Here is a 17,333-nt window from a genome sequence, read left to right as displayed (position 1 = left end):
GGACGGTGCCCGACGGGCGTAGCCGGCGCCGCGCCGAGACCCGGCAGAAGCTCTACGAGGCGGCCGTCGAGCTCATCGCCGAGCAGGGCTTCTCGGCCACCACGGTGGACGACATCGCGTTGCGGGCCAAGGTCGCCAAGGGCACCGTCTACTACAACTTCAAGTCGAAGAACGACCTCTTCGAGGAGCTGCTCCGGCACGGGATCGGCCTGCTCACCGATGCTTTCCGCGAGGCCGTCGCCGGTCTGCCGCCGCGTGAGGCGGTCGGGGCGCTGGTGCGCACCCAGCTCGAGTACATCCGCCGCTACCGGGCCTTCGCGCAACTGCTGCTCTCCGAGATGTGGCGCACCAACCGCGAGTGGCACCAGACGCTGATCCTGCTGCGCGAGCAGGCGATCGGGGTGATCGCGGAAACCCTGCGCGCGGGCGTCGACTCCGGGGACCTTCCGGCCGACCTGGACGTACGGGTGGCCTCCGCCGCCCTGTTCGGGATCGGGCTCGTGGTGGCCGTCGACTGGCTCGTCTTCCAGCCCGAACGCCCGATCGAGGACGTCGAGGAGTCACTGCTCGCGATCGTGCGCCGGGTCGGTTGATGTCCGGCCGCTCCTCCGTCTGGCGCATCCGGGACTTCGTCCGCTACTGGACCGCCGGCATGATTTCGTACGCGGGTTCGCGCCTCACCCTGGTCGCGATGCCGGCCCTGATCTACGAGCGCACCGGCTCGCCGTTCCTGACCGGTCTCGTGGCGGCCTTCGACGGCATCGCGTACGTGCTGTTCGGCCTGCTCGCCGGCACGGTCGCGGACCGCGCCGACCGCAAGCGCCTGATGATCGGCGCGGACCTGGTGAACGCGGTCTCGCTGGCGTCGATCCCGCTGGCCGCGGCCGCCGGCGTCCTGACCACGCCGCACATCTTCGCGATCGTGCTGGTCAGCGGCGTGGCCACGGTCTTCTTCGACGCGGCCGACTTCGCGTCGCTGCCGATGCTGGTCGGCAAGGAGCAGCTGACGGCCGGGTACAGCGCCCTGAACGGCCCGCTCACGGCGGCCGGCATCGTGGCGCCCGGCCTGGCCGGCCTGCTGCTGGCCGCGACCACGCCGGCCCGGGTGATCGCGCTCGACGTGCTGACGTTCGTGGCGTCGGCGCTGCTGCTGCGCTCGATCGCGCGGTCGCTCTCCGGGGCCCGGGACCGCACCGGCCGGGGTTCGTTGTTCGCCGAGGCGCGGGCGGGCCTGGTCTTCCTGTGGCGGCATCCGACGATCCGCCCGATGACCGTGATGAGCTTCGCCCAGAGCGCCTCCGGCGGCGCCGTGATCAGCCAATTCGTGCCGGTGGCGGCGGCGCTGGCCGGCGCCCGCCAGGCGGGTCCGGCGTCATCGCTGCTGTTCGTGGCGTTCGGCGCGGGCGGCCTGATCTCGATGATCGTGCTTCCCCGCCTCCGCCTGGCGCCCGCCCGGATCGCCCTGATCACGACGCCGCTGGTGGCCGCCTCGGCGCTGGCATGCGGGCTGGCCCGCTCCTTGCCGGCGCTCGTGGCGCTGGTCGTGGTGTGGAGCGCGATTTACGGCGTCAGCGCGAGCAACAACATCGTCTACCGCCAGGCCGAGACCCCGGAGCCGATGCTGAGCCGGGTGAACGCGGCCGGCCGCATGCTGGCGTGGGGAGCCGGCATGCCGCTGGGTTCGTTCGTGTCCGGCGCGGTCGCCTCGGCGGCCGGTGCCCGGTGGGCGTTCGTGGTGGCCGGCGGGTTCGCCCTGTTGTCGGTCGCGCTGGCGTGGTTCTCCCCGCTACGCATCGCCGCGTCGGCGACGGCGGCTTAGCGCGCATCCCAGCTGCTCGGGGCGGCACCGACGGCGGGGTCGGGGTCGTTCGGCGCCGCGGTGCGATGGCCTGCGCGCCGCCCTTTGCTCTGCTTACCCATACGCGCGCGACGCGCTCCGGCGCGGCATCATGCGTGCTCCGGCGAACTCTTCGAGAAAAAGTGCGGGCAGAGCGCACAAATTCTTCATCGCTGTCGAGGCGGGCGGGTCCCGCCGACGCGGTGCGTATGGGTGAGCAGAGCGATAGGTCCGTCGGCGCGGGTGGGCGACGCGGCGCGTATGGGTGGGCAGAGCGAAGAGGGCCGGCCCGGGGTCAGGCGGCGGGGGCGGTCGGGGTGGGGCGGCTGGCGTCGTCCTCGGGGGTGAGGGTGCCGCCCAGGTCGAGGATGCGGCGGTGGGCCGCCTGGAGGCGGTCCTCGAGCGTGACTATGCGGCATGCCGCGGTGAGCAGGATGCCCTCGTCCAGAAGCTGGCGGACGCGGACGGCCAATTGCAACTGGTGGCGCGAGTAGCGGCGGTGGCCGCCACCGGAGCGCTCGGGCTCGATGAGGCCCGCGGCGCCCAGACTGCGTAGGAAGGCCGGAGTCACACCGATCATGTCGGCGGCGCGGCCCATCGTGTACGCCGGGTAGTCGGCGTCGTCGAAGGCGGTGCTCATGATCCTTTCCGGGGGGGGTGAAACGAGAACCGGGGCGAAACGAGAACCGGGGGGTGCGACACAGTCCAAGGCCCCGGCGGGTAACCGGGGCCCTGGCTTTTCAATTCTGGTGCCGACCGTCGTCGGCGCATGAGGTCGTCCGTCTGCGTGCCGCTAGCGGGCGACCTGAGTGATGGGCATCGGCTGCGATCACCTCTTGTCGGGTCGGGGACGTTGTGATTACGCGTTGCTGCGGTATCTCGTCCTCCTTAGCCAACTCAGGGTCTGTGCCAGTTGCATGTCGGCTGTGCGTGGCCGACTCAGAAATGCTATGCCCGACAAGCGCTGATTTCTAGTACCGCTGCTGGAGATTTTTCGGACAAAAGGTTCGACCATTGAAGTGATCATGAGAGGTGGGGCGGCGGTGCGGGGCGGGCGCCGGATGCGGCGGGGCCGCACGTGAGAGAGGTGACCGCGCCCCGCACCGCCGCGGGACAGGAGCGGATGGACAGCTCCTGTTCGCAAGGCCTGCCGAGGGCTTGCGTTGTCTGTTCTGCCGAGAAGTGTGCGGCTCGTCCGGTCACGCGGGCAACGCAATTAACGCTGATCATTGACGCGCGTAACAACACAGCGAGATCATCACGGCAGCAGTGACCCCGGTCACCGCACCCCTCGGTCAAGGGAGTCGCAGATGAGCGTCAACCCAGCACCCAGCACCGACGAAGAACGTCTTGCCCAGCTCGGCTACCAGCAGGAACTGCATCGCCGACTCTCCGGCTTCTCGAACTTCGCGGTCTCCTTCTCGATCATTTCCATCCTGGCCGGCGCCATCACGTCGTACGGCATCGCCATGACCGCCGGTGGCCCGCTGGCCATCACGCTCGGCTGGCTCTTCGTCGGCATCATGGTCACCTTCGTGGCGCTCGCGATGGCCGAGGTCTGCTCGGCCTACCCGACGGCCGGCGCCCTCTACTGGTGGGCGGCGGCACTGGCCAAGCGCAACAAGGCCGCCTGGGCCTGGTTCGTGGGCTGGTTCAACTTCCTCGGCGAGGTCGCGGTCACGGCGGCCATCGACTTCGGCGCCGCGATCACCACGGCGGCGTTCCTGAGCCTGACCTTCGACCTGGAGGTCACCAAGCTCAGCACGTTCCTGATCTTCCTGGTGATCATCATCGTGCACGGCCTGCTGAACACGTTCGGCGTGAACCTGGTCAAGGTGCTCTCCGACGTCAGCGCCTGGTGGCACCTGGTCGGCGTGGCCGTCATCGTGGTGCTGCTCGCCGTGCTGCCCGACCAGCACAAGCCGATCTCCGACGTGTTCACCGAGGTGCACAACGCGACCGGCTTCACCTTCGCCGGGGCGAGCGTGTACGCCGTCCTCATCGGACTGCTGATGGCGCAGTACACGTACACCGGGTACGACGCCTCGGCGCACGTGGCGGAGGAGACGCACGACGCGGCCAACGCGGCGCCCCGCGGCATCGTGATGTCGGTGGTGGTGTCGGTGATCGCCGGCTTCGTGCTGCTGTTCGCGATCACCTGGTCGATCCAGGACTACGAGGCGGAACGGACCACGGCCCTCGGCCTGCCGCCCGCACAGATCTTCATCGACGCGGTCGGCCACAACACCGGCACGTTCCTGGTCTTCATCTGCATGGTCGCGCAGTGGTTCTGCGGGATGGCGTCGGTGACCGCGAACTCCCGGATGTCGTACGCGTTCTCCCGGGACGGCGCGCTGCCCGGCTCCCGGCTCTGGAAGCAGGTCAACCCGCGGACCGGCACGCCGACCAACTCGATCTGGCTGTGCGTGACCCTCTCCACGATCATCGTGCTGCCGTCGCTGTGGAACACCACGGCCTATCTGGCGGCGACCTCGATCGCGGTCATCGGGCTCTACATCGCGTACGTCGCGCCGGTCCTGCTGCGGCGGCTCAACCCCGACTTCCGGCCCGGGCCGTGGAACCTCGGCCGCTGGAGCGCCCCGATCGGCTGGATCGCGATCGTCTGGGTCGTGATCATCTGCATCCTATTCATCCTGCCCACGGCCAGCCCGATCACGGCCACCACCTTCAACTACACGATCGTCGCCGTGGCGGTCGTGGTCGGCGCCGCGGCGATCTGGTGGTTCGCGAGCGCCAAGAACTGGTTCACCGGACCGCGGCAGAACCTCATCGACAAGGCCGCTCACGGCGAGCAGACCATGCCCACCGAGTGATCGACTGTTCCGGAAAGGGGGACGGGCGTGCTGCCCGTCCCCCGAATTAGCGATAGGACTGTGGCATGGATCTCGAGGAGCTGGACGTCTCGGTCGACAACGGCAGCATCGACACCGTGCTGCTGGCCCTGACCGACATGCAAGGTCGGCTGCAGGGCAAACGCCTGCACGGGCGCTACTTCGTGGACGAGGTGGTGTCCAACGGCAGCGAGGGCTGCAACTACCTGCTCGCGGTGGACGTCGACATGAACACGGTCGACGGCTACGAGATGTCCTCCTGGTCGTCGGGCTACGGCGACTTCGTGATGCGGCCCGACTTCTCGACGCTGCGCCGGGTGCCGTGGCAGCCCGGGACGGCCCTGGTCCTGGCCGACCTGTTCACCGTCGCCGGTGAGCCGGTCTACGCGTCACCCCGGCAGATCCTGCAACGTCAGCTCGAACGCCTCGCCGCTCACGGGCTCACGGCGTACGCGGGAACCGAACTTGAATTTGTCCTTTACCGGGACAGCTATGAGCAGGCGTTCGAGAAGAACTACCGCGGCCTGATCCCGGCAAACCAGTATAACGTGGACTATTCGCTGCTCGGCACGGCCCGGGTCGAGCCCCTGCTGCGGCGCATCCGCAATGAGATGTACGGCGCGGGGCTGCTCCCGGAGAGCGCCAAGGGCGAGTGCAACTTCGGCCAGCACGAGATCGCCTTCCGCTACGCCGACGCGCTGGCCTGCGCCGACCATCACGTGATCTACAAGAACGGGGCCAAGGAGATCGCCGCCCAGGAGGGCATGTCGCTGACCTTCATGGCCAAGCCGAACGCGCGCGAGGGCAACAGCTGCCACATCCACTTCTCGGTACGCGGCCAGGACGGTAAGTCGGCGATGCTCGGCGACGGGCCCGGCCACCTGAGCGTCACCGGTCAGCGCGTGGTGGCCGGGCTGCTGGCCACCATGCGCGACTTCAGCCTGCTGTTCGCTCCCAACATCAACTCCTACAAGCGCTACCAGCCGGGCTCGTTCGCGCCGACCGCGCTGCGCTGGGGCGTCGACAACCGCACCTGCGCGCTGCGGATGGCCGGTCACGGTCAGGGCATGCGGGTGGAGAACCGGGTGCCCGGCGGCGACGTCAACCCGTACCTGGCGATTGCGGCCCTGGTCGCGGGCGCGATCTATGGCATCGAACACGAACTCGAGCTGGAGCCGGAGTTCACCGGTAATGCTTACGAGGACGCCACCGCGGCCCGGGTGCCGTCGACCCTGCGCGAGGCCCAGCAGCTGTGGCTCGGCAGCGAGCCGGCCCGGGACGCGTTCGGCGCCGAGGTGGTCGGCCACTACGGCAACATGGCCGAGGTCGAGCTGGCCGCCTTCGATGCCGCGGTGACCGACTGGGAGTTGCGGCGCGGATTCGAGCGATTGTGAAAGGCTCTGCGCGTGACCACTGACGTGATCAACCCGTCGACCGGGGCGGTCCTGACCAGCGTGCCCTCGCTCGGCCTCGAGGAGACCGACGCCGCCATCGAGCGGGCGCACCGGGCCTTCCCGGCCTGGCGGGCGGTGGCGCCGGGCGAGCGGGCCCGGCTGCTGCGCCGGTTCGCCGCGGTGGTCGACGAGCACCTCGACGAGCTTGCCGATCTGGAGGTACGCAACGCCGGTCACACCATCGGCAACGCGCGCTGGGAGGCGGGCAACGTCCGGGACGTCCTGAACTACTACGCCGGCGCGCCCGAGCGGCTGATCGGCAAGCAGATCCCGGTGCCGGGCGGCCTCGACGTGACCTTCCACGAGCCGCTCGGGGTGGTCGGCATCATCGTCCCGTGGAACTTCCCGATGCCGATCGCCGGCTGGGGCTTCGGGCCGGCGCTGGCGGCCGGCAACACGGTCGTCCTCAAGCCGGCCGAGCTCACCCCGCTCACCGCGATCCGGCTCGGCGAGCTGGCCCTGGAGGCCGGCATCCCCGAGGGCGTCTTCCAGGTCGTACCGGGCAAGGGCTCGGTCGTCGGTCAGCGGTTCGTCACCCACCCGGCCGTGCGCAAGGTCTGCTTCACCGGCTCCACCGACGTCGGCAAGTCGATCATGGCGCGCTGCGCCGACCAGGTGAAGCGGGTGACGCTCGAGCTCGGCGGCAAGAGCGCCAACATCGTCTTCGCCGACGCCGACCTCGAGAAGGCGGCCGCCTCGGCGCCCGGGTCGGTCTTCGACAATGCCGGTCAGGATTGTTGCGCCCGCTCGCGGCTGCTCGTGCAGGAGTCCGTCTACGACAAGTTCCTGGCCCTGCTCGAGCCGGCGGTCCGGGCGTTCCGCGTGCAAGATCCGGCGCAGGACACGGCCGAGATGGGCCCGCTGATCTCGGCGAGCCACCGAGAGACGGTGGCCTCCTATGTGGACGGCGCGGACGTCGCCTTCCGCGGCTCGGCGCCCGACGGCGACGGCTGGTGGTTCCCGCCCACCGTGCTTCTGGCCCACGGCGCCGGCGACCGGCACTGGCGTGAGGAGGTCTTCGGGCCGGTGCTGAGCGTCCTGCCGTTCCGCGACGAGGAGGAGGCGGTCCGGCTCGCCAACGACACCGAGTACGGCCTGTCCGGCTCGCTGTGGACCCGCGACGTGGGCCGGGCGCTGCGCGTCTCGCGGGCGGTGGAGACCGGCGCGCTCAGCGTCAACAGCCACTCGTCGGTCCGGTACTGGACGCCCTTCGGCGGCATGAAGCAGTCGGGTCTCGGGCGCGAGCTCGGCCCCGACGCGCTGCTCGGCTTCACCGATGTCAAGAACGTGTTCCTAGCTACGGGAGATTGAGTTGGAGCGTTTGCAGGACCGGGTCGCCGTGATCACCGGGGCCGGCAGTGGGATCGGCCTGGCCACGGCCCGTCGGTTCGCGGCGGAGGGCGCCTTCGTGGTTTCCGTCGATATTTCCGAAAAGTCGGGCAAGGCGGTCGCGGACGAGGTCGGCGGCGAGTTCGTCGCCTGCGACGTGTCCGACGAGGAGCAGGTCAAGGCGCTTTTCGACGGGGTCGTGGAGCGGCACGGCCGGGTCGACATCGCCTTCAACAACGCCGGCATCTCGCCGCCCGACGACGACTCGATCCTGGTGACCGGCATCGAGGCGTGGGAACGGGTGCTGAAGGTCAACACCACCTCGGTCTTCTTCTGCTGCAAGTACGCGATCCCGCACATGCAGCGGCAGGGCAAGGGCTCGATCATCAACACCGCCTCCTTCGTGGCCCTGCTCGGCGCCGCGACCTCGCAGATCGCCTACACCGCGAGCAAGGGCGGGGTGCTGGCGATGACCCGGGAGCTGGGCGTGCAGTTCGCCCGCGAGGGCATCCGGATCAACGCGCTCTGCCCCGGCCCGGTCGCGACCCCGCTGCTGCTGGAGCTGTTCGCCAAGGACCCGGAGCGGGCCGCGCGCCGGCTCGTGCACGTGCCGATGGGCCGGTTCGCCGAGCCCGAGGAGATCGCCGCGGCGGTGGCGTTCCTCGCCAGCGACGACGCTTCGTTCATGACCGCGTCGCAGTTCGTCGTGGACGGTGGCATCACCGGTGCATATGTAACCCCGCTGTGACGTTTGAGCATTGTCGGCGGCGGTAACTACCCCTTATACGCCCAGCTAGACGGGCGAAGGGGTCGAATCCCCGCCGACGCAGGCATTGATCCCTGTGCCGGTGGGACAGATGGGCCCGGGCGCGGCGCCGTGCACGTCGGCGGTGCCGCGCACCCCTCCCTCCTCCACCGTTCCGCCCCGCTGCCGCCTACACAAGCGTGCCCGGACCAACCGTCCGGGCGACCCCGGACCGAAACATGATCTGACTACGGTGGAGCGATGCGCCCGATCATCGGCATCACGAGCTATGTGCTGCCCGCCACCTATGGAGTGTGGCAGGAGCTGCCGACCGCGCTGGTCCCGCACGACTACGTGCGGGCCGTGCGCGAGGCCGGTGGCCGGGCCGTGATCCTGCCTCCCGACGACCTGGACGCCGGCGTGCTCGACGTCCTCGATGGAGTGGTGCTGGCCGGCGGTCCCGACCTCGACCCCAAGTGGTACGGCGATGCCCCCGAGCCGCTGACCGAGAGCCACCCGGAGCGCGACGACGCGGAATTTCTGCTCGTGCGGCACGCGTTGGAGAGGGACATGCCCCTTTTGGGGGTGTGCCGCGGGATGCAGCTGCTCACCGTGGCCGCCGGTGGCCGGCTCCACCAGCACCTGCCCGACCTGCTCGGGCACGAGAAGCACCGGCCGGCTCCCGGTGTCTACGGCCAGCACGACGCGAGCTTCGAGGCGGGCAGCCGCATCGCCGCGCTCATGGGTGACGACGTGGCCATCCACTGCTACCACCACCAGGGTGTGGCCGATCCCGGCACGCTGCGGGTCACCGGCCGTGCCGAGGACGGCCTGCCGGAGGCGGTCGAGGACCCGGATCACCGGTTTGTTCTCGGCGTCCAGTGGCATCCCGAAGTGATACGAGATCGCCGCTTGTTCGGCGCGCTCGTCGCCGCCGCGTCGGAGGCGGCCTAAGAGCCACGGCCGGCGTGCCGAACGTGGCGAGGGAATAAGGATCAACGAGGAGGACGACACCGCATGCGCAGGCCCCTGATCGGCATGACCGCGTACGCCCAGCAGGTGCAGTACGGCAGCAACGACCTCATGGCGGGCATGCTCCCCATGTCGTACGTGCGAGCGGTGCATGCGACCGGCGGGCGGGCCGTGCTGATCACCCCGGACGACCCGGACACCGACGTCCTCGACTCGCTGGACGGGATCGTGTTCTCCGGTGGCGGCGACATCGATCCGGCGTACTGGGGGGCTGAGCGGCACCCGGAGACCGACGTCGACCCGGTCCGGGACGAGGCCGAGCTCATGCTCATGCGCGCCGCGCTCGACGCCGACCTGCCGGTCCTCGGGGTGTGCCGGGGCATGCAGGTGATGGCCGTGGCCGGCGGTGGCACCCTGCACCAGCACCTGCCCGAGCTGATCGGCCACGACCGGCACCGGGCCGCCGCGGGCACCGATCCGCTCGCCGCCGACGCCTCCGCCTTCGGCCGGCACGACGTCGTGGTCCGCCCCGACTCGCGCGCCTTCGACCTGCTCGGCGAGCGCCTGACCGTGAACTCGTTCCACCACCAGGCGGTCGACGACCCGGGCAAGTTCCAGGCCGTCGGCTGGTGCCCCGACGACCGGGTCATCGAGATCATCGAGCACCCCGAGCACAGCTTCGCGCTCGGCGTGCAGTGGCACCCGGAGCGGACGTCCGACCTGCGGGTCTTCGCCGCCCTGGCCCGGGCGGCCGGGGCCCGTCGCCGCATCGCGCCGAAACGAGCGCTTGCCGCATAGCAAAGACCGGCGTAACGGGCGACGGCTCGGCCGGTTCGCCGATGTTACGGTGCTGAATCATGCCCGCCATTTCCGCTTCGCTGCGCAACGCGTTCGAGCGTGGCGGCGAGATGGGCCGGCGGATGCTGGCGCTGGACTGGTCCACGAGCCCGCTGGGGCCGCCCGCGGCCTGGCCCGACGAACTGGTCGGCGCGGTCACCACGATGCTCGCGTCCAAAGTGCAGATCGCCCTGTTCTTCGGCCCCGAGTACTGCGCCCTCTACAACGACGCCTACATCCCGGCGCTCGGCACCAAGCATCCGGAGAACCTGGGCCGCCCCGGCCGTGACATGTGGGCCGAGACCTGGGCCGTGCTGCAGGAGCTCTTCGACGGGGTCCGCGAGCGCGACTCCGCGTTCTTCTCGCCGGACCACCCGTTCCTGCTGCTGCGGCACGGCTTCCTCGAAGAGGCGTACTACGACATCTCCTTCGATCCGATCCGCGCCGCCGACGGGCAGGTCACCGGCATCTTCTGCATCGTCACCGACATGACGGCCCGGGTGCTGGGCAACCGGCGGTCGCGCACGCTGAGCGCGCTCGGCGCCCGGCTGGCCGGCTCGGCGGACGAGGCGGCGGTGGTCGCCGACGTGGCCGACGTCCTCGCCGGCAACCCGGCCGACGTGCCGTTCGCCCGGCTCGTGCTCGACCCGGCCGAGATGCCACCGGCGGTCGGTGCGGCGGTGTCCGGCGGCCGGGGCGCGACGGTGCCGCTGCGGGAGATCGCGGATCAGCCGCGGGACGCCGCCGACGAGGCACTGGTCCTGCCGGTCGGCACCGGCGCGCTGATCGTGGGGGTGAGCCGCTTCCTGGCGCTCGACTCGTCGTACCGGGACTTCTTCGACCTCGCGGCGGGGCTGATCGTGCAGGCGCTGACCCGGCTGCGGGCGTACGAGCAGGAGCGGGCCCGGGCCGCCGCGCTCGCCGCCCTCGACCAGGCCAAGACCGATTTCTTCTCCAACATCAGCCACGAGTTCCGTACGCCGCTGACGCTGATCCTGGGTCCGCTGGAGGAGCTGCTCGAGGACCCGGCGCTGCCGGCGGCCGAGCGCGACCGGCTGCTGACCATGCATCGCAACGGCCTGCGCCTGCTCAAGCTGGTCAACACGGTGCTCGACTTCTCCCGGCTGGAGTCCGGCCGGGTGACCGCCGCCTTCCGTCCGACCGATCTCGCCGACTACACCGGCCGGCTGGCCAGCACGTTCCGCTCGGCCGCCGAGCGGGCCGGCCTGGAGCTGGTGGTGGACACCCCGTCGTTGCCCGAGCCGGTGTACGTCGACCGCGAGATGTGGGAGAAGATCGTCCTCAACCTGCTCTCCAACGCCGTCAAGTTCACCCGGACCGGACGGATCGTGCTGCGCGTCTTCGCCGAGGACGGCGATGCGGTGCTCTCCGTGCGCGACACCGGTGTCGGCGTGCCGGTCGACGAGCAGCCGTTGCTGTTCGACCGCTTCCACCGGGTGACCGGCGCCTGGTCGCGCAGCCACGAGGGCACCGGCATCGGGCTCGCGCTGGTGCGCGAGCTGGCCGAGCAGCACGGCGGGTCGGTGACGGCACAGAGCGAGGTGGGTCGCGGCAGCGTCTTCCTGGTGCGCATTCCCTTCGGTACGGCGCATCTGCCGCCCGATCGGCTGAGCCCCGACTCGGTGCTGGTCGTCTCCGAGGCGGCGCCCCGGCTCTTCCTCGAGGAGACGTATTCCTGGCTGCGGGAGGAGCCGCTCACGCCGCCCGCCGCCCCGGCCGGGGAGCGCGGCCGCATCCTGCTCGTCGACGACAACGCCGACCTGCGCGACCACGTGGCCCGCCTGCTGCGCGCGCACTGGGACGTGACCACCGCGGTCGACGGCGTGGCCGCCCTGGAGCTGGCCGAGCGGCAGCGGTTCGACCTGGTGCTGACCGACATCATGATGCCGCGGCTGGACGGCTTCGGCCTGATCGCGGCGCTGCGGGCGGGCGAGCGCACCCGGGACGTGCCGATCCTGGCGCTGTCGGCCCGGGCCGGTGAGGACGCCTCGGGCGAGGGCCTGGCCGCCGGCGCCGACGACTACCTGGTCAAGCCGTTCTCGGCGCGCGACCTGACCGCGCGGGTGCGGGCCAACCTCGACCTCGGCCAGGCCCGCCGCCAGGTGATCAGCCGGTTGCGGGGGCTGGTCGACGCGGCCGCCGCGGTGAGCACCGTGCGCACCACCGCCGAGGTGCTCGACGTGGCGGCCCGGCACGTGCAGGCGATGACCGGCGCGGGCCGGGTGGTGGTCAGCGCGACCGGGGCACGGGCCGAGGTGGACGGCGGCGCCGACCCGGCGGCGGGGGCCGACCAGGTGCTGGCGCTGCCCGACACCTCCGGCGCGAGCGTCGGCGAGCTGCGGGTGTGGTCGGGCCCCGGCGGGCCGCCCGACCCGGTCGTGCTGACCCAGCTCGCCCGGCTGGTCGGGCTGCGCCTGGAGAACGCGCGGCTCTACGAGGCCGAGCACCGGATCGCCAGCACGCTGCAGCACAGCCTGCTGCCGCACTCGCTGCCCCGGGTGGCCGGCGCGATCGTGGCCGGCCGCTATCTGCCCGGCAGCACCGAGGCCGAGGTCGGCGGCGACTGGTACGACGTCTTCCCGGCCCCCGACGGCCGGCTGTTCCTGGTGATCGGGGACGTGGTCGGCAAGGGCGTCCAGGCGGCGGCCGGCATGGGTCAGCTCCGCAACGCGCTCCGCGCGTACATCCTCGAAGGTTTTGCCTGTGGCGAGGCCCTGACCCGGCTGAACCGCCTGGTCGACAACCTGGGCCGGCAGCAGTTCGCGACCGTGGTCTGCGTGCGCGTCGACCCGGTCGCCGGCCGGCTGCACTACTCCTCGGCCGGGCACCCGCCGCCGGTGCTGGCGCGGCCGGGCAAGGCGGGGGAGTTCCTCTACCACAGCGCGCTCGGGCCGCCGATCGGCGCGCTGCCCGACGCCGGGTACCCGACGCTGGAGGCGCCCCTGGAGCCGGGCAGCCGCCTGGTGCTCTACACCGACGGCCTGGTCGAGGACCGCCGGACCGGGATCGACTCCGGCCTCGCCGAGCTGCTCGAGGACGTCGGCCGTCCCTGCGACCACGTCGAGGACCTGCTCGACAAGCTGCTGGCCAAGGCCGCCCACCGGTCCCGGCGCGACGACATCGCGCTGATCGCCGTGCAGGCCACCGAGCCGCGCGAGTTCGTGCTGCGGCTGCCCGCCGATCCCACCCGGCTCAGCGTGCTGCGCCGCCGCCTGGAGGACTTCCTCGGCGGCAACGGCGTGCCCGAGGCCGACGTCTTCGACCTGACCGTGGCCGTCTCCGAGGCGGCCGCGAACGCGATCGAGCACCCGGTCGACCCGCTCGAGGCGCAGATCACGGTCGAGGCGTCGATCGAGGACGACGCGGTGCTGGTGACCGTGCGCGACACCGGGAAGTGGCGGCCGGTGGCGGCGGGCGGCTTCCGGGGACGGGGGCTGGCGCTGATCGGGGCGCTGACCGAGCTGTCGGTCGCCCGCGGCGCCGACGGCACGACGGTGACGCTGCGGCGCCCGATCAGTCGGCCGGGCTGAGCCAGGGCTGCGATGCCAGGCCCGAGATCTCCAGGACGCGGCGCACCTGGGAGGAGGCCAGCACGGTCAGCCGGTCGCCGTAGAACTCGGCCAGCTGGAGCAGCGCGTGGATCGCGGCCGAGTCGAAGAAGCTCACCTCGCGCAGGTCGAGCGTCGCGGCGGTGACGCCGTCCCGGGTCGCGGCCCGGAACATGGCGTCGGCGGTCGACATGTCGACCTCACCGGTCACCGTCACGACCGCACGGCCGCCGTCGACCACGGCGTCGGCGGAGAAGTTGAGGTCCGCGCCCTCTTGATCCACGAACATACGATTTCACAGGGTCGAGGGGGCAGCAAGAAGCGGGCGATGAGGTCAGCCGAGCCGTTATGGTGCGGCCGCCGCCACACCGATCTCCCGGGGCGGGCGGCGATAGGCTGGCACAATGACCGTTCGCGCTCCACTGGCGCCGGGAAAGCAGTCGCCCTGGCGGGCGGTGCCGGCGCAGATCGTCCGTCCTGAGTACGTCGGCAAGAAGCGCCCGAAAGAATGGCGCGGCTCGCACGTGCAGACCACCGAGACCATCGAGAAGATGCGGATCGCGGGGCGGATCGCGGCGCAGGCGACCCAGCTCGCCGGGGAGCACTGCAAGCCCGGCGTGACCACCGACGAGATCGACCGGGTGGTGCACGAGTTCCTCTGCGACCACGGCGCCTACCCCTCGACCCTGGGCTACAAGGGCTTCCCGAAGTCGTGCTGCACGTCGCTCAACGAGGTGATCTGCCACGGCATCCCGGACTCGACGGTGCTCGAGGACGGCGACATCATCAACGTCGACGTGACCGCCTATCTGAACGGGGTGCACGGTGACACCGACGCCACGTTCCTGGTCGGCGACGTCAGCGAGGAGGCGCGCCTGCTGGTCGAGCGCACCCACGAGGCGATGATGCGGGGCATCCGGGCGGTCGCCCCGGGCCGGCCGATCAACGCGATCGGGCGGGTCATCGAGGCGTACGCGCGCCGCTTCGGCTACGGCGTGGTCCGCGACTTCACCGGCCACGGCATCGGCGAGACGTTCCACTCCGGGCTCTACATCCCGCACTACGACAACCCGCGGCTCGACACGGTCATGGAGCCGGGGATGACCTTCACGATCGAGCCGATGATCACGCTCGGCACCCACGAGTACCAGCTCTGGGACGACGGCTGGACGGTGGTCACCAAGGACCGCAAGTGGACGGCGCAGTTCGAGCACACGCTGGTGGTGACCGAGGACGGATACGAGATCCTGACGCTCCCGTGACCGCCATCATCGAGCACCACCACGCCGACGTCTCCGGCGGCTGGCTGCGCGCGGCCACGTTCGGCGCGATGGACGGCCTGGTCACGAACATCGCGCTGATCGCGGGCGTGGGCGGCGGCGGCGCCGGGCACCGCACGCTGGTGCTGACCGGCGTGGCCGGCCTGGTCGCCGGCGCGATCTCGATGGGCCTGGGCGAGTACACGTCGGTGCGCACCCAGAACGAGCAGGTGTCCGCCGAGCTGGCCAAGGAGCGGCACGAGCTCGAGGTCAACCCCGAGGGCGAGGCCGAGGAGCTGGTCGCGGCCTGGACCGCGCGCGGCCTGCCCGAGCACCTGGCCCGGCAGGTGGCGACGGTGCTGCACACCGACCCCGAGCAGGCGCTGCGGGTGCACGCGCAGGAGGAGCTGGGCGTGGTGCCGGACGAGCTGCCGAGCCCGTGGGTGGCGGCCGGGTCGTCGTTCGTCTGCTTCTCGGTCGGCGCCCTGATTCCGCTGATCACCTATCTGCTCGGCTTCGACAGCCTGGCCCTGGCCCTGGCCGTGGGCGGGCTCGGCCTGTTCGCGGCCGGCGCGCTGGTGGCCCGCTTCACCGCCCGTTCGTGGTGGCGCAGCGGGCTGCGGCAGCTGGCGCTCGGCGCGCTGGCCGCCGGGGTCACCTACGCGATCGGCGCGCTGATCGGGGTCTAGCCTTCGAACAGCTCGGCGAGGTTGCCGTCGACCGGACGGCCGCGCGCGGCCAGCTCCCCGGACTGGTCCTCGAGCACGGCGCCGAGCTCCTGGATGTCGGCGCCGGCCACGCCCGTGCGGCGGACGGCGTCGGCGGCGCTCCGGAAGTAGGTGCGGGTGAGCAGGCCGGCCACCAGCGCCGCGTGCAGCCGGGCCTCGGCGATCATGACGAGGGCGGCGTCGGTCTCGTACCACTGGGCCAGCCGTACGGCCCGGGTGTGCGCGGCGCTCGCCAGCGCCCAGTTGTGCCGGGCCAGCGTGCTGAACTCGGCCGGCCGGGCCTCGGCCAGCCGGGCCAGGTGGGCGTCGCGCAGCTCGCCGAACCAGCCCTTCGGGTCGTGCAGCGGCCGGGTGGTCACGTAGCGGTCGGCCTCGAGCGGCCAGCGCGAGGTCAGCTCCCGGGCCCGGCGCAGCCCCTCGTCGCCGTCGACCACCTCGAGATCGACGAGGGTTCCCTCGACCCGGCGCAGCGCCGGCTTCGGCCCGACGCCCGGCCGGTAGGTCACCACCAGCAGGTTGACGTCGCTGCCGTCGTGGTCGTCGCCGTGCGCGAGCGAGCCGTGCACGCCGATCGCCCGCACGACGGCCGACCAGCGATGCTGGATCACGTCGCCGAGGCGTACCGCGAGCCGTCCTCGCGGCGAGGTGGTGTCGATCTCGTCCCGCACCCGGTCATTCTCGGTGATTTCGCCGTTTACGCAGGGTGGTGGACGGTGGGTGCGAAAAGGGCTATTTCCCCCGGCTAGCTCGCGGCGCCGGGGAAGGCCATCGTCACCGGGCTCACCGCGGCCAGGCGGCGCCAGCGGGTCGCGCGGACGGCGGCGTCCACCATGGCGGCGAGCGCGGTGGCGCGATCGGCGTCCCTGGTCACCCCCAGGACCGGCCGCCAGGCCTGGGCGACGCCGTCCTCGACCTGGATGGCCAACTTGAGCGCGGTCGCGCGGTCGGTGACCGGGAACGGCATCCGGTAGCCGGCGGGGGCCGCGGCCGGGTTCTTCACCCGCTGGATCAGGTAGTCGCGCCGGTCGCGGTGGATCTGCTCGGCCGCGCGCGCTTCGGTCACCTCGCCGGCGGCGCGCAACCTCACCCCGATGATCCCGTACGCGTAGATGGCCGCCTCCTCGGCCGCCAGTGCGGCCGCCGTCTGCTCGCTCACCTCAGCGCCTCGGCGTGGGTGGCGCGGCAGGCGGCGATCGAGCCGACCAGCCCGGCGCGGTCGGCCGGGGCCGACTTGCAGGCCGCGGCCGCGGTGCGCTGCGCCGCCTGCTCGGCCGTGCGCAGCGCCGCGAGCACGTCATCGCCGGCGTTCGCGCCGCTGGGCCCGGGTGCCGCCGCGCCGGCCGGGCTTGTGCCGATCAGCCGGGCGAGCGCGTCGGCGTGCGCCCGGTGGTCGGCGGCGAGCGGGGTGAGGCGGCCGGCGAGGCCGGGCTGCGCCGCCGCGGCCCGCTCGTGGGCGGCGGCCAGCGCGAGCGCCTCGTCGAGCACGGGCTGCAACGCGTCCGGCGCGGGCGGCGGCTCGGGGTCGTCGCCGAACAGGCCGCACCCGCCCGTCCCGGCCAGTGCCGCCGCGCCGAGCCCGGCCCCGAGCAGCCGCCGCCGGGTCGGTCCGGTTTCGCTCAGATGCACCGCGCCAGTACACCACGCCGGGTGATGTGCCGAATCGGTGCGCCGGGGAACGTCCCAGGCGTCCCGCGCGTTACGCTCTGCGTCAGCCGCGGGGCTTCTCGCCCGGCGGCATATAGTGCTTTCCT

The 17,333-nt window shown here is 71.6% G+C and carries 16 protein-coding genes; 11 read left to right on the top strand and 5 right to left on the bottom strand.

What is annotated here, in order from left to right; translation table 11 throughout:
* Positions 1-5: 5 nt before the first annotated feature.
* The gene (locus tag ACQP2F_RS39610; protein WP_433307788.1) at positions 6-593 is read left to right on the top strand and encodes a TetR/AcrR family transcriptional regulator; all 588 of its coding nucleotides are present in this window, start codon (positions 6-8) and stop codon (positions 591-593) included.
* A complete protein-coding gene (locus ACQP2F_RS39605) occupies positions 593-1,819 on the top strand; it encodes an MFS transporter (RefSeq protein ID WP_433296897.1) in 1,227 nt (408 codons plus the stop codon). The genes ACQP2F_RS39610 and ACQP2F_RS39605 overlap by 1 nt, the downstream gene beginning before the upstream one ends.
* Positions 1,820-2,132: 313 nt before the next feature.
* Here ACQP2F_RS39605 and ACQP2F_RS39600 read toward each other — a convergent pair whose 3' ends face one another.
* The gene (locus ACQP2F_RS39600; RefSeq protein ID WP_433296895.1) at positions 2,133-2,477 is read right to left on the bottom strand and encodes a MerR family transcriptional regulator; all 345 of its coding nucleotides are present in this window, start codon (positions 2,475-2,477) and stop codon (positions 2,133-2,135) included.
* 670 nt (positions 2,478-3,147) lie between these two features.
* Here ACQP2F_RS39600 and ACQP2F_RS39595 point away from each other — a divergent pair.
* From ACQP2F_RS39595 to ACQP2F_RS39565, 7 genes are all read left to right on the top strand, one after another.
* Complete coding sequence (locus ACQP2F_RS39595; protein WP_433296893.1) at positions 3,148-4,671, top strand: amino acid permease; 1,524 nt, start codon at positions 3,148-3,150, stop codon at positions 4,669-4,671.
* A 65-nt stretch (positions 4,672-4,736) separates the two neighbouring features.
* A complete protein-coding gene (locus ACQP2F_RS39590; protein WP_433296891.1) occupies positions 4,737-6,083 on the top strand; it encodes a glutamine synthetase family protein in 1,347 nt (448 codons plus the stop codon).
* A gap of 12 nt (positions 6,084-6,095) precedes the next feature.
* Complete coding sequence (locus ACQP2F_RS39585; RefSeq protein WP_433296889.1) at positions 6,096-7,454, top strand: aldehyde dehydrogenase family protein; 1,359 nt, start codon at positions 6,096-6,098, stop codon at positions 7,452-7,454.
* Position 7,455: 1 nt separating this feature from the next.
* Complete coding sequence (locus ACQP2F_RS39580; RefSeq protein ID WP_433296887.1) at positions 7,456-8,220, top strand: 3-oxoacyl-ACP reductase; 765 nt, start codon at positions 7,456-7,458, stop codon at positions 8,218-8,220.
* 258 nt (positions 8,221-8,478) lie between these two features.
* Entirely contained in the window at positions 8,479-9,171 is a 693-nt protein-coding gene (locus ACQP2F_RS39575; RefSeq protein WP_433296885.1) for a gamma-glutamyl-gamma-aminobutyrate hydrolase family protein, read from the top strand.
* Positions 9,172-9,234: 63 nt separating this feature from the next.
* Positions 9,235-9,987 (top strand): gamma-glutamyl-gamma-aminobutyrate hydrolase family protein, encoded by a 753-nt coding sequence (locus tag ACQP2F_RS39570; RefSeq protein WP_433296883.1) that lies wholly within the window; start codon positions 9,235-9,237, stop codon positions 9,985-9,987.
* Between the two features lie 59 nt (positions 9,988-10,046).
* The gene (locus ACQP2F_RS39565) at positions 10,047-13,577 is read left to right on the top strand and encodes a SpoIIE family protein phosphatase (protein ID WP_433296881.1); all 3,531 of its coding nucleotides are present in this window, start codon (positions 10,047-10,049) and stop codon (positions 13,575-13,577) included.
* Here the strand turns inward: ACQP2F_RS39565 and ACQP2F_RS39560 are convergent.
* Positions 13,561-13,884, bottom strand: a complete 324-nt coding sequence (locus ACQP2F_RS39560) for an STAS domain-containing protein (protein WP_433296879.1) — start codon at positions 13,882-13,884, stop codon at positions 13,561-13,563. The two genes, ACQP2F_RS39565 and ACQP2F_RS39560, sit on opposite strands and share 17 nt — an antisense overlap.
* 115 nt (positions 13,885-13,999) lie before the next feature.
* Here ACQP2F_RS39560 and map point away from each other — a divergent pair, with 115 nt between their 5' ends.
* Positions 14,000-14,857, top strand: a complete 858-nt coding sequence (gene map, locus ACQP2F_RS39555; protein ID WP_433296876.1) for a type I methionyl aminopeptidase — start codon at positions 14,000-14,002, stop codon at positions 14,855-14,857.
* Positions 14,854-15,543, top strand: a complete 690-nt coding sequence (locus ACQP2F_RS39550; RefSeq protein WP_433296874.1) for a VIT1/CCC1 transporter family protein — start codon at positions 14,854-14,856, stop codon at positions 15,541-15,543. The genes map and ACQP2F_RS39550 overlap by 4 nt, the downstream gene beginning before the upstream one ends.
* Here ACQP2F_RS39550 and ACQP2F_RS39545 read toward each other — a convergent pair.
* The 3 genes from ACQP2F_RS39545 to ACQP2F_RS39535 form a co-directional block, all read right to left on the bottom strand.
* The gene (locus tag ACQP2F_RS39545; RefSeq protein ID WP_433296872.1) at positions 15,540-16,250 is read right to left on the bottom strand and encodes a nucleotidyltransferase domain-containing protein; all 711 of its coding nucleotides are present in this window, start codon (positions 16,248-16,250) and stop codon (positions 15,540-15,542) included. The genes ACQP2F_RS39550 and ACQP2F_RS39545 overlap by 4 nt on opposite strands.
* Positions 16,251-16,324: 74 nt before the next feature.
* Positions 16,325-16,738 (bottom strand): DUF4439 domain-containing protein, encoded by a 414-nt coding sequence (locus tag ACQP2F_RS39540; protein WP_433296870.1) that lies wholly within the window; start codon positions 16,736-16,738, stop codon positions 16,325-16,327.
* Positions 16,735-17,202: a hypothetical protein gene (locus ACQP2F_RS39535; RefSeq protein ID WP_433307786.1), complete on the bottom strand. Its 468-nt coding sequence runs from the start codon at positions 17,200-17,202 to the stop codon at positions 16,735-16,737. Before ACQP2F_RS39535 ends, ACQP2F_RS39540 begins: the two co-directional genes overlap by 4 nt.
* Between the last annotated feature and the right edge of the window lie 131 nt (positions 17,203-17,333).

The sequence above is a fragment of the Actinoplanes sp. CA-030573 genome (genome assembly GCF_050951115.1).
In the GTDB taxonomy this organism is placed as follows: Bacteria; Actinomycetota; Actinomycetes; order Mycobacteriales; family Micromonosporaceae; genus Actinoplanes.
This window is presented reverse-complemented; position numbering and strand designations above follow the sequence as displayed.

Excerpts from the sequence above, each read along its gene's own strand:
- ACQP2F_RS39605 (WP_433296897.1), top strand. The coding sequence starts at position 593 with ATGTCCGGCCGCTCCTCCGTCTGGCGCATCCGGGACTTCGTCCGCTAC.
- ACQP2F_RS39600 (WP_433296895.1), bottom strand. The coding sequence starts at position 2,477 with ATGAGCACCGCCTTCGACGACGCCGACTACCCGGCGTACACGATGGGC.
- ACQP2F_RS39595 (WP_433296893.1), top strand. The coding sequence starts at position 3,148 with ATGAGCGTCAACCCAGCACCCAGCACCGACGAAGAACGTCTTGCCCAG.
- ACQP2F_RS39590 (WP_433296891.1), top strand. The coding sequence starts at position 4,737 with ATGGATCTCGAGGAGCTGGACGTCTCGGTCGACAACGGCAGCATCGAC.
- ACQP2F_RS39575 (WP_433296885.1), top strand. The coding sequence starts at position 8,479 with ATGCGCCCGATCATCGGCATCACGAGCTATGTGCTGCCCGCCACCTAT.
- ACQP2F_RS39570 (WP_433296883.1), top strand. The coding sequence starts at position 9,235 with ATGCGCAGGCCCCTGATCGGCATGACCGCGTACGCCCAGCAGGTGCAG.
- ACQP2F_RS39565 (WP_433296881.1), top strand. The coding sequence starts at position 10,047 with ATGCCCGCCATTTCCGCTTCGCTGCGCAACGCGTTCGAGCGTGGCGGC.
- ACQP2F_RS39560 (WP_433296879.1), bottom strand. The coding sequence starts at position 13,884 with ATGTTCGTGGATCAAGAGGGCGCGGACCTCAACTTCTCCGCCGACGCC.
- map (WP_433296876.1), top strand. The coding sequence starts at position 14,000 with ATGACCGTTCGCGCTCCACTGGCGCCGGGAAAGCAGTCGCCCTGGCGG.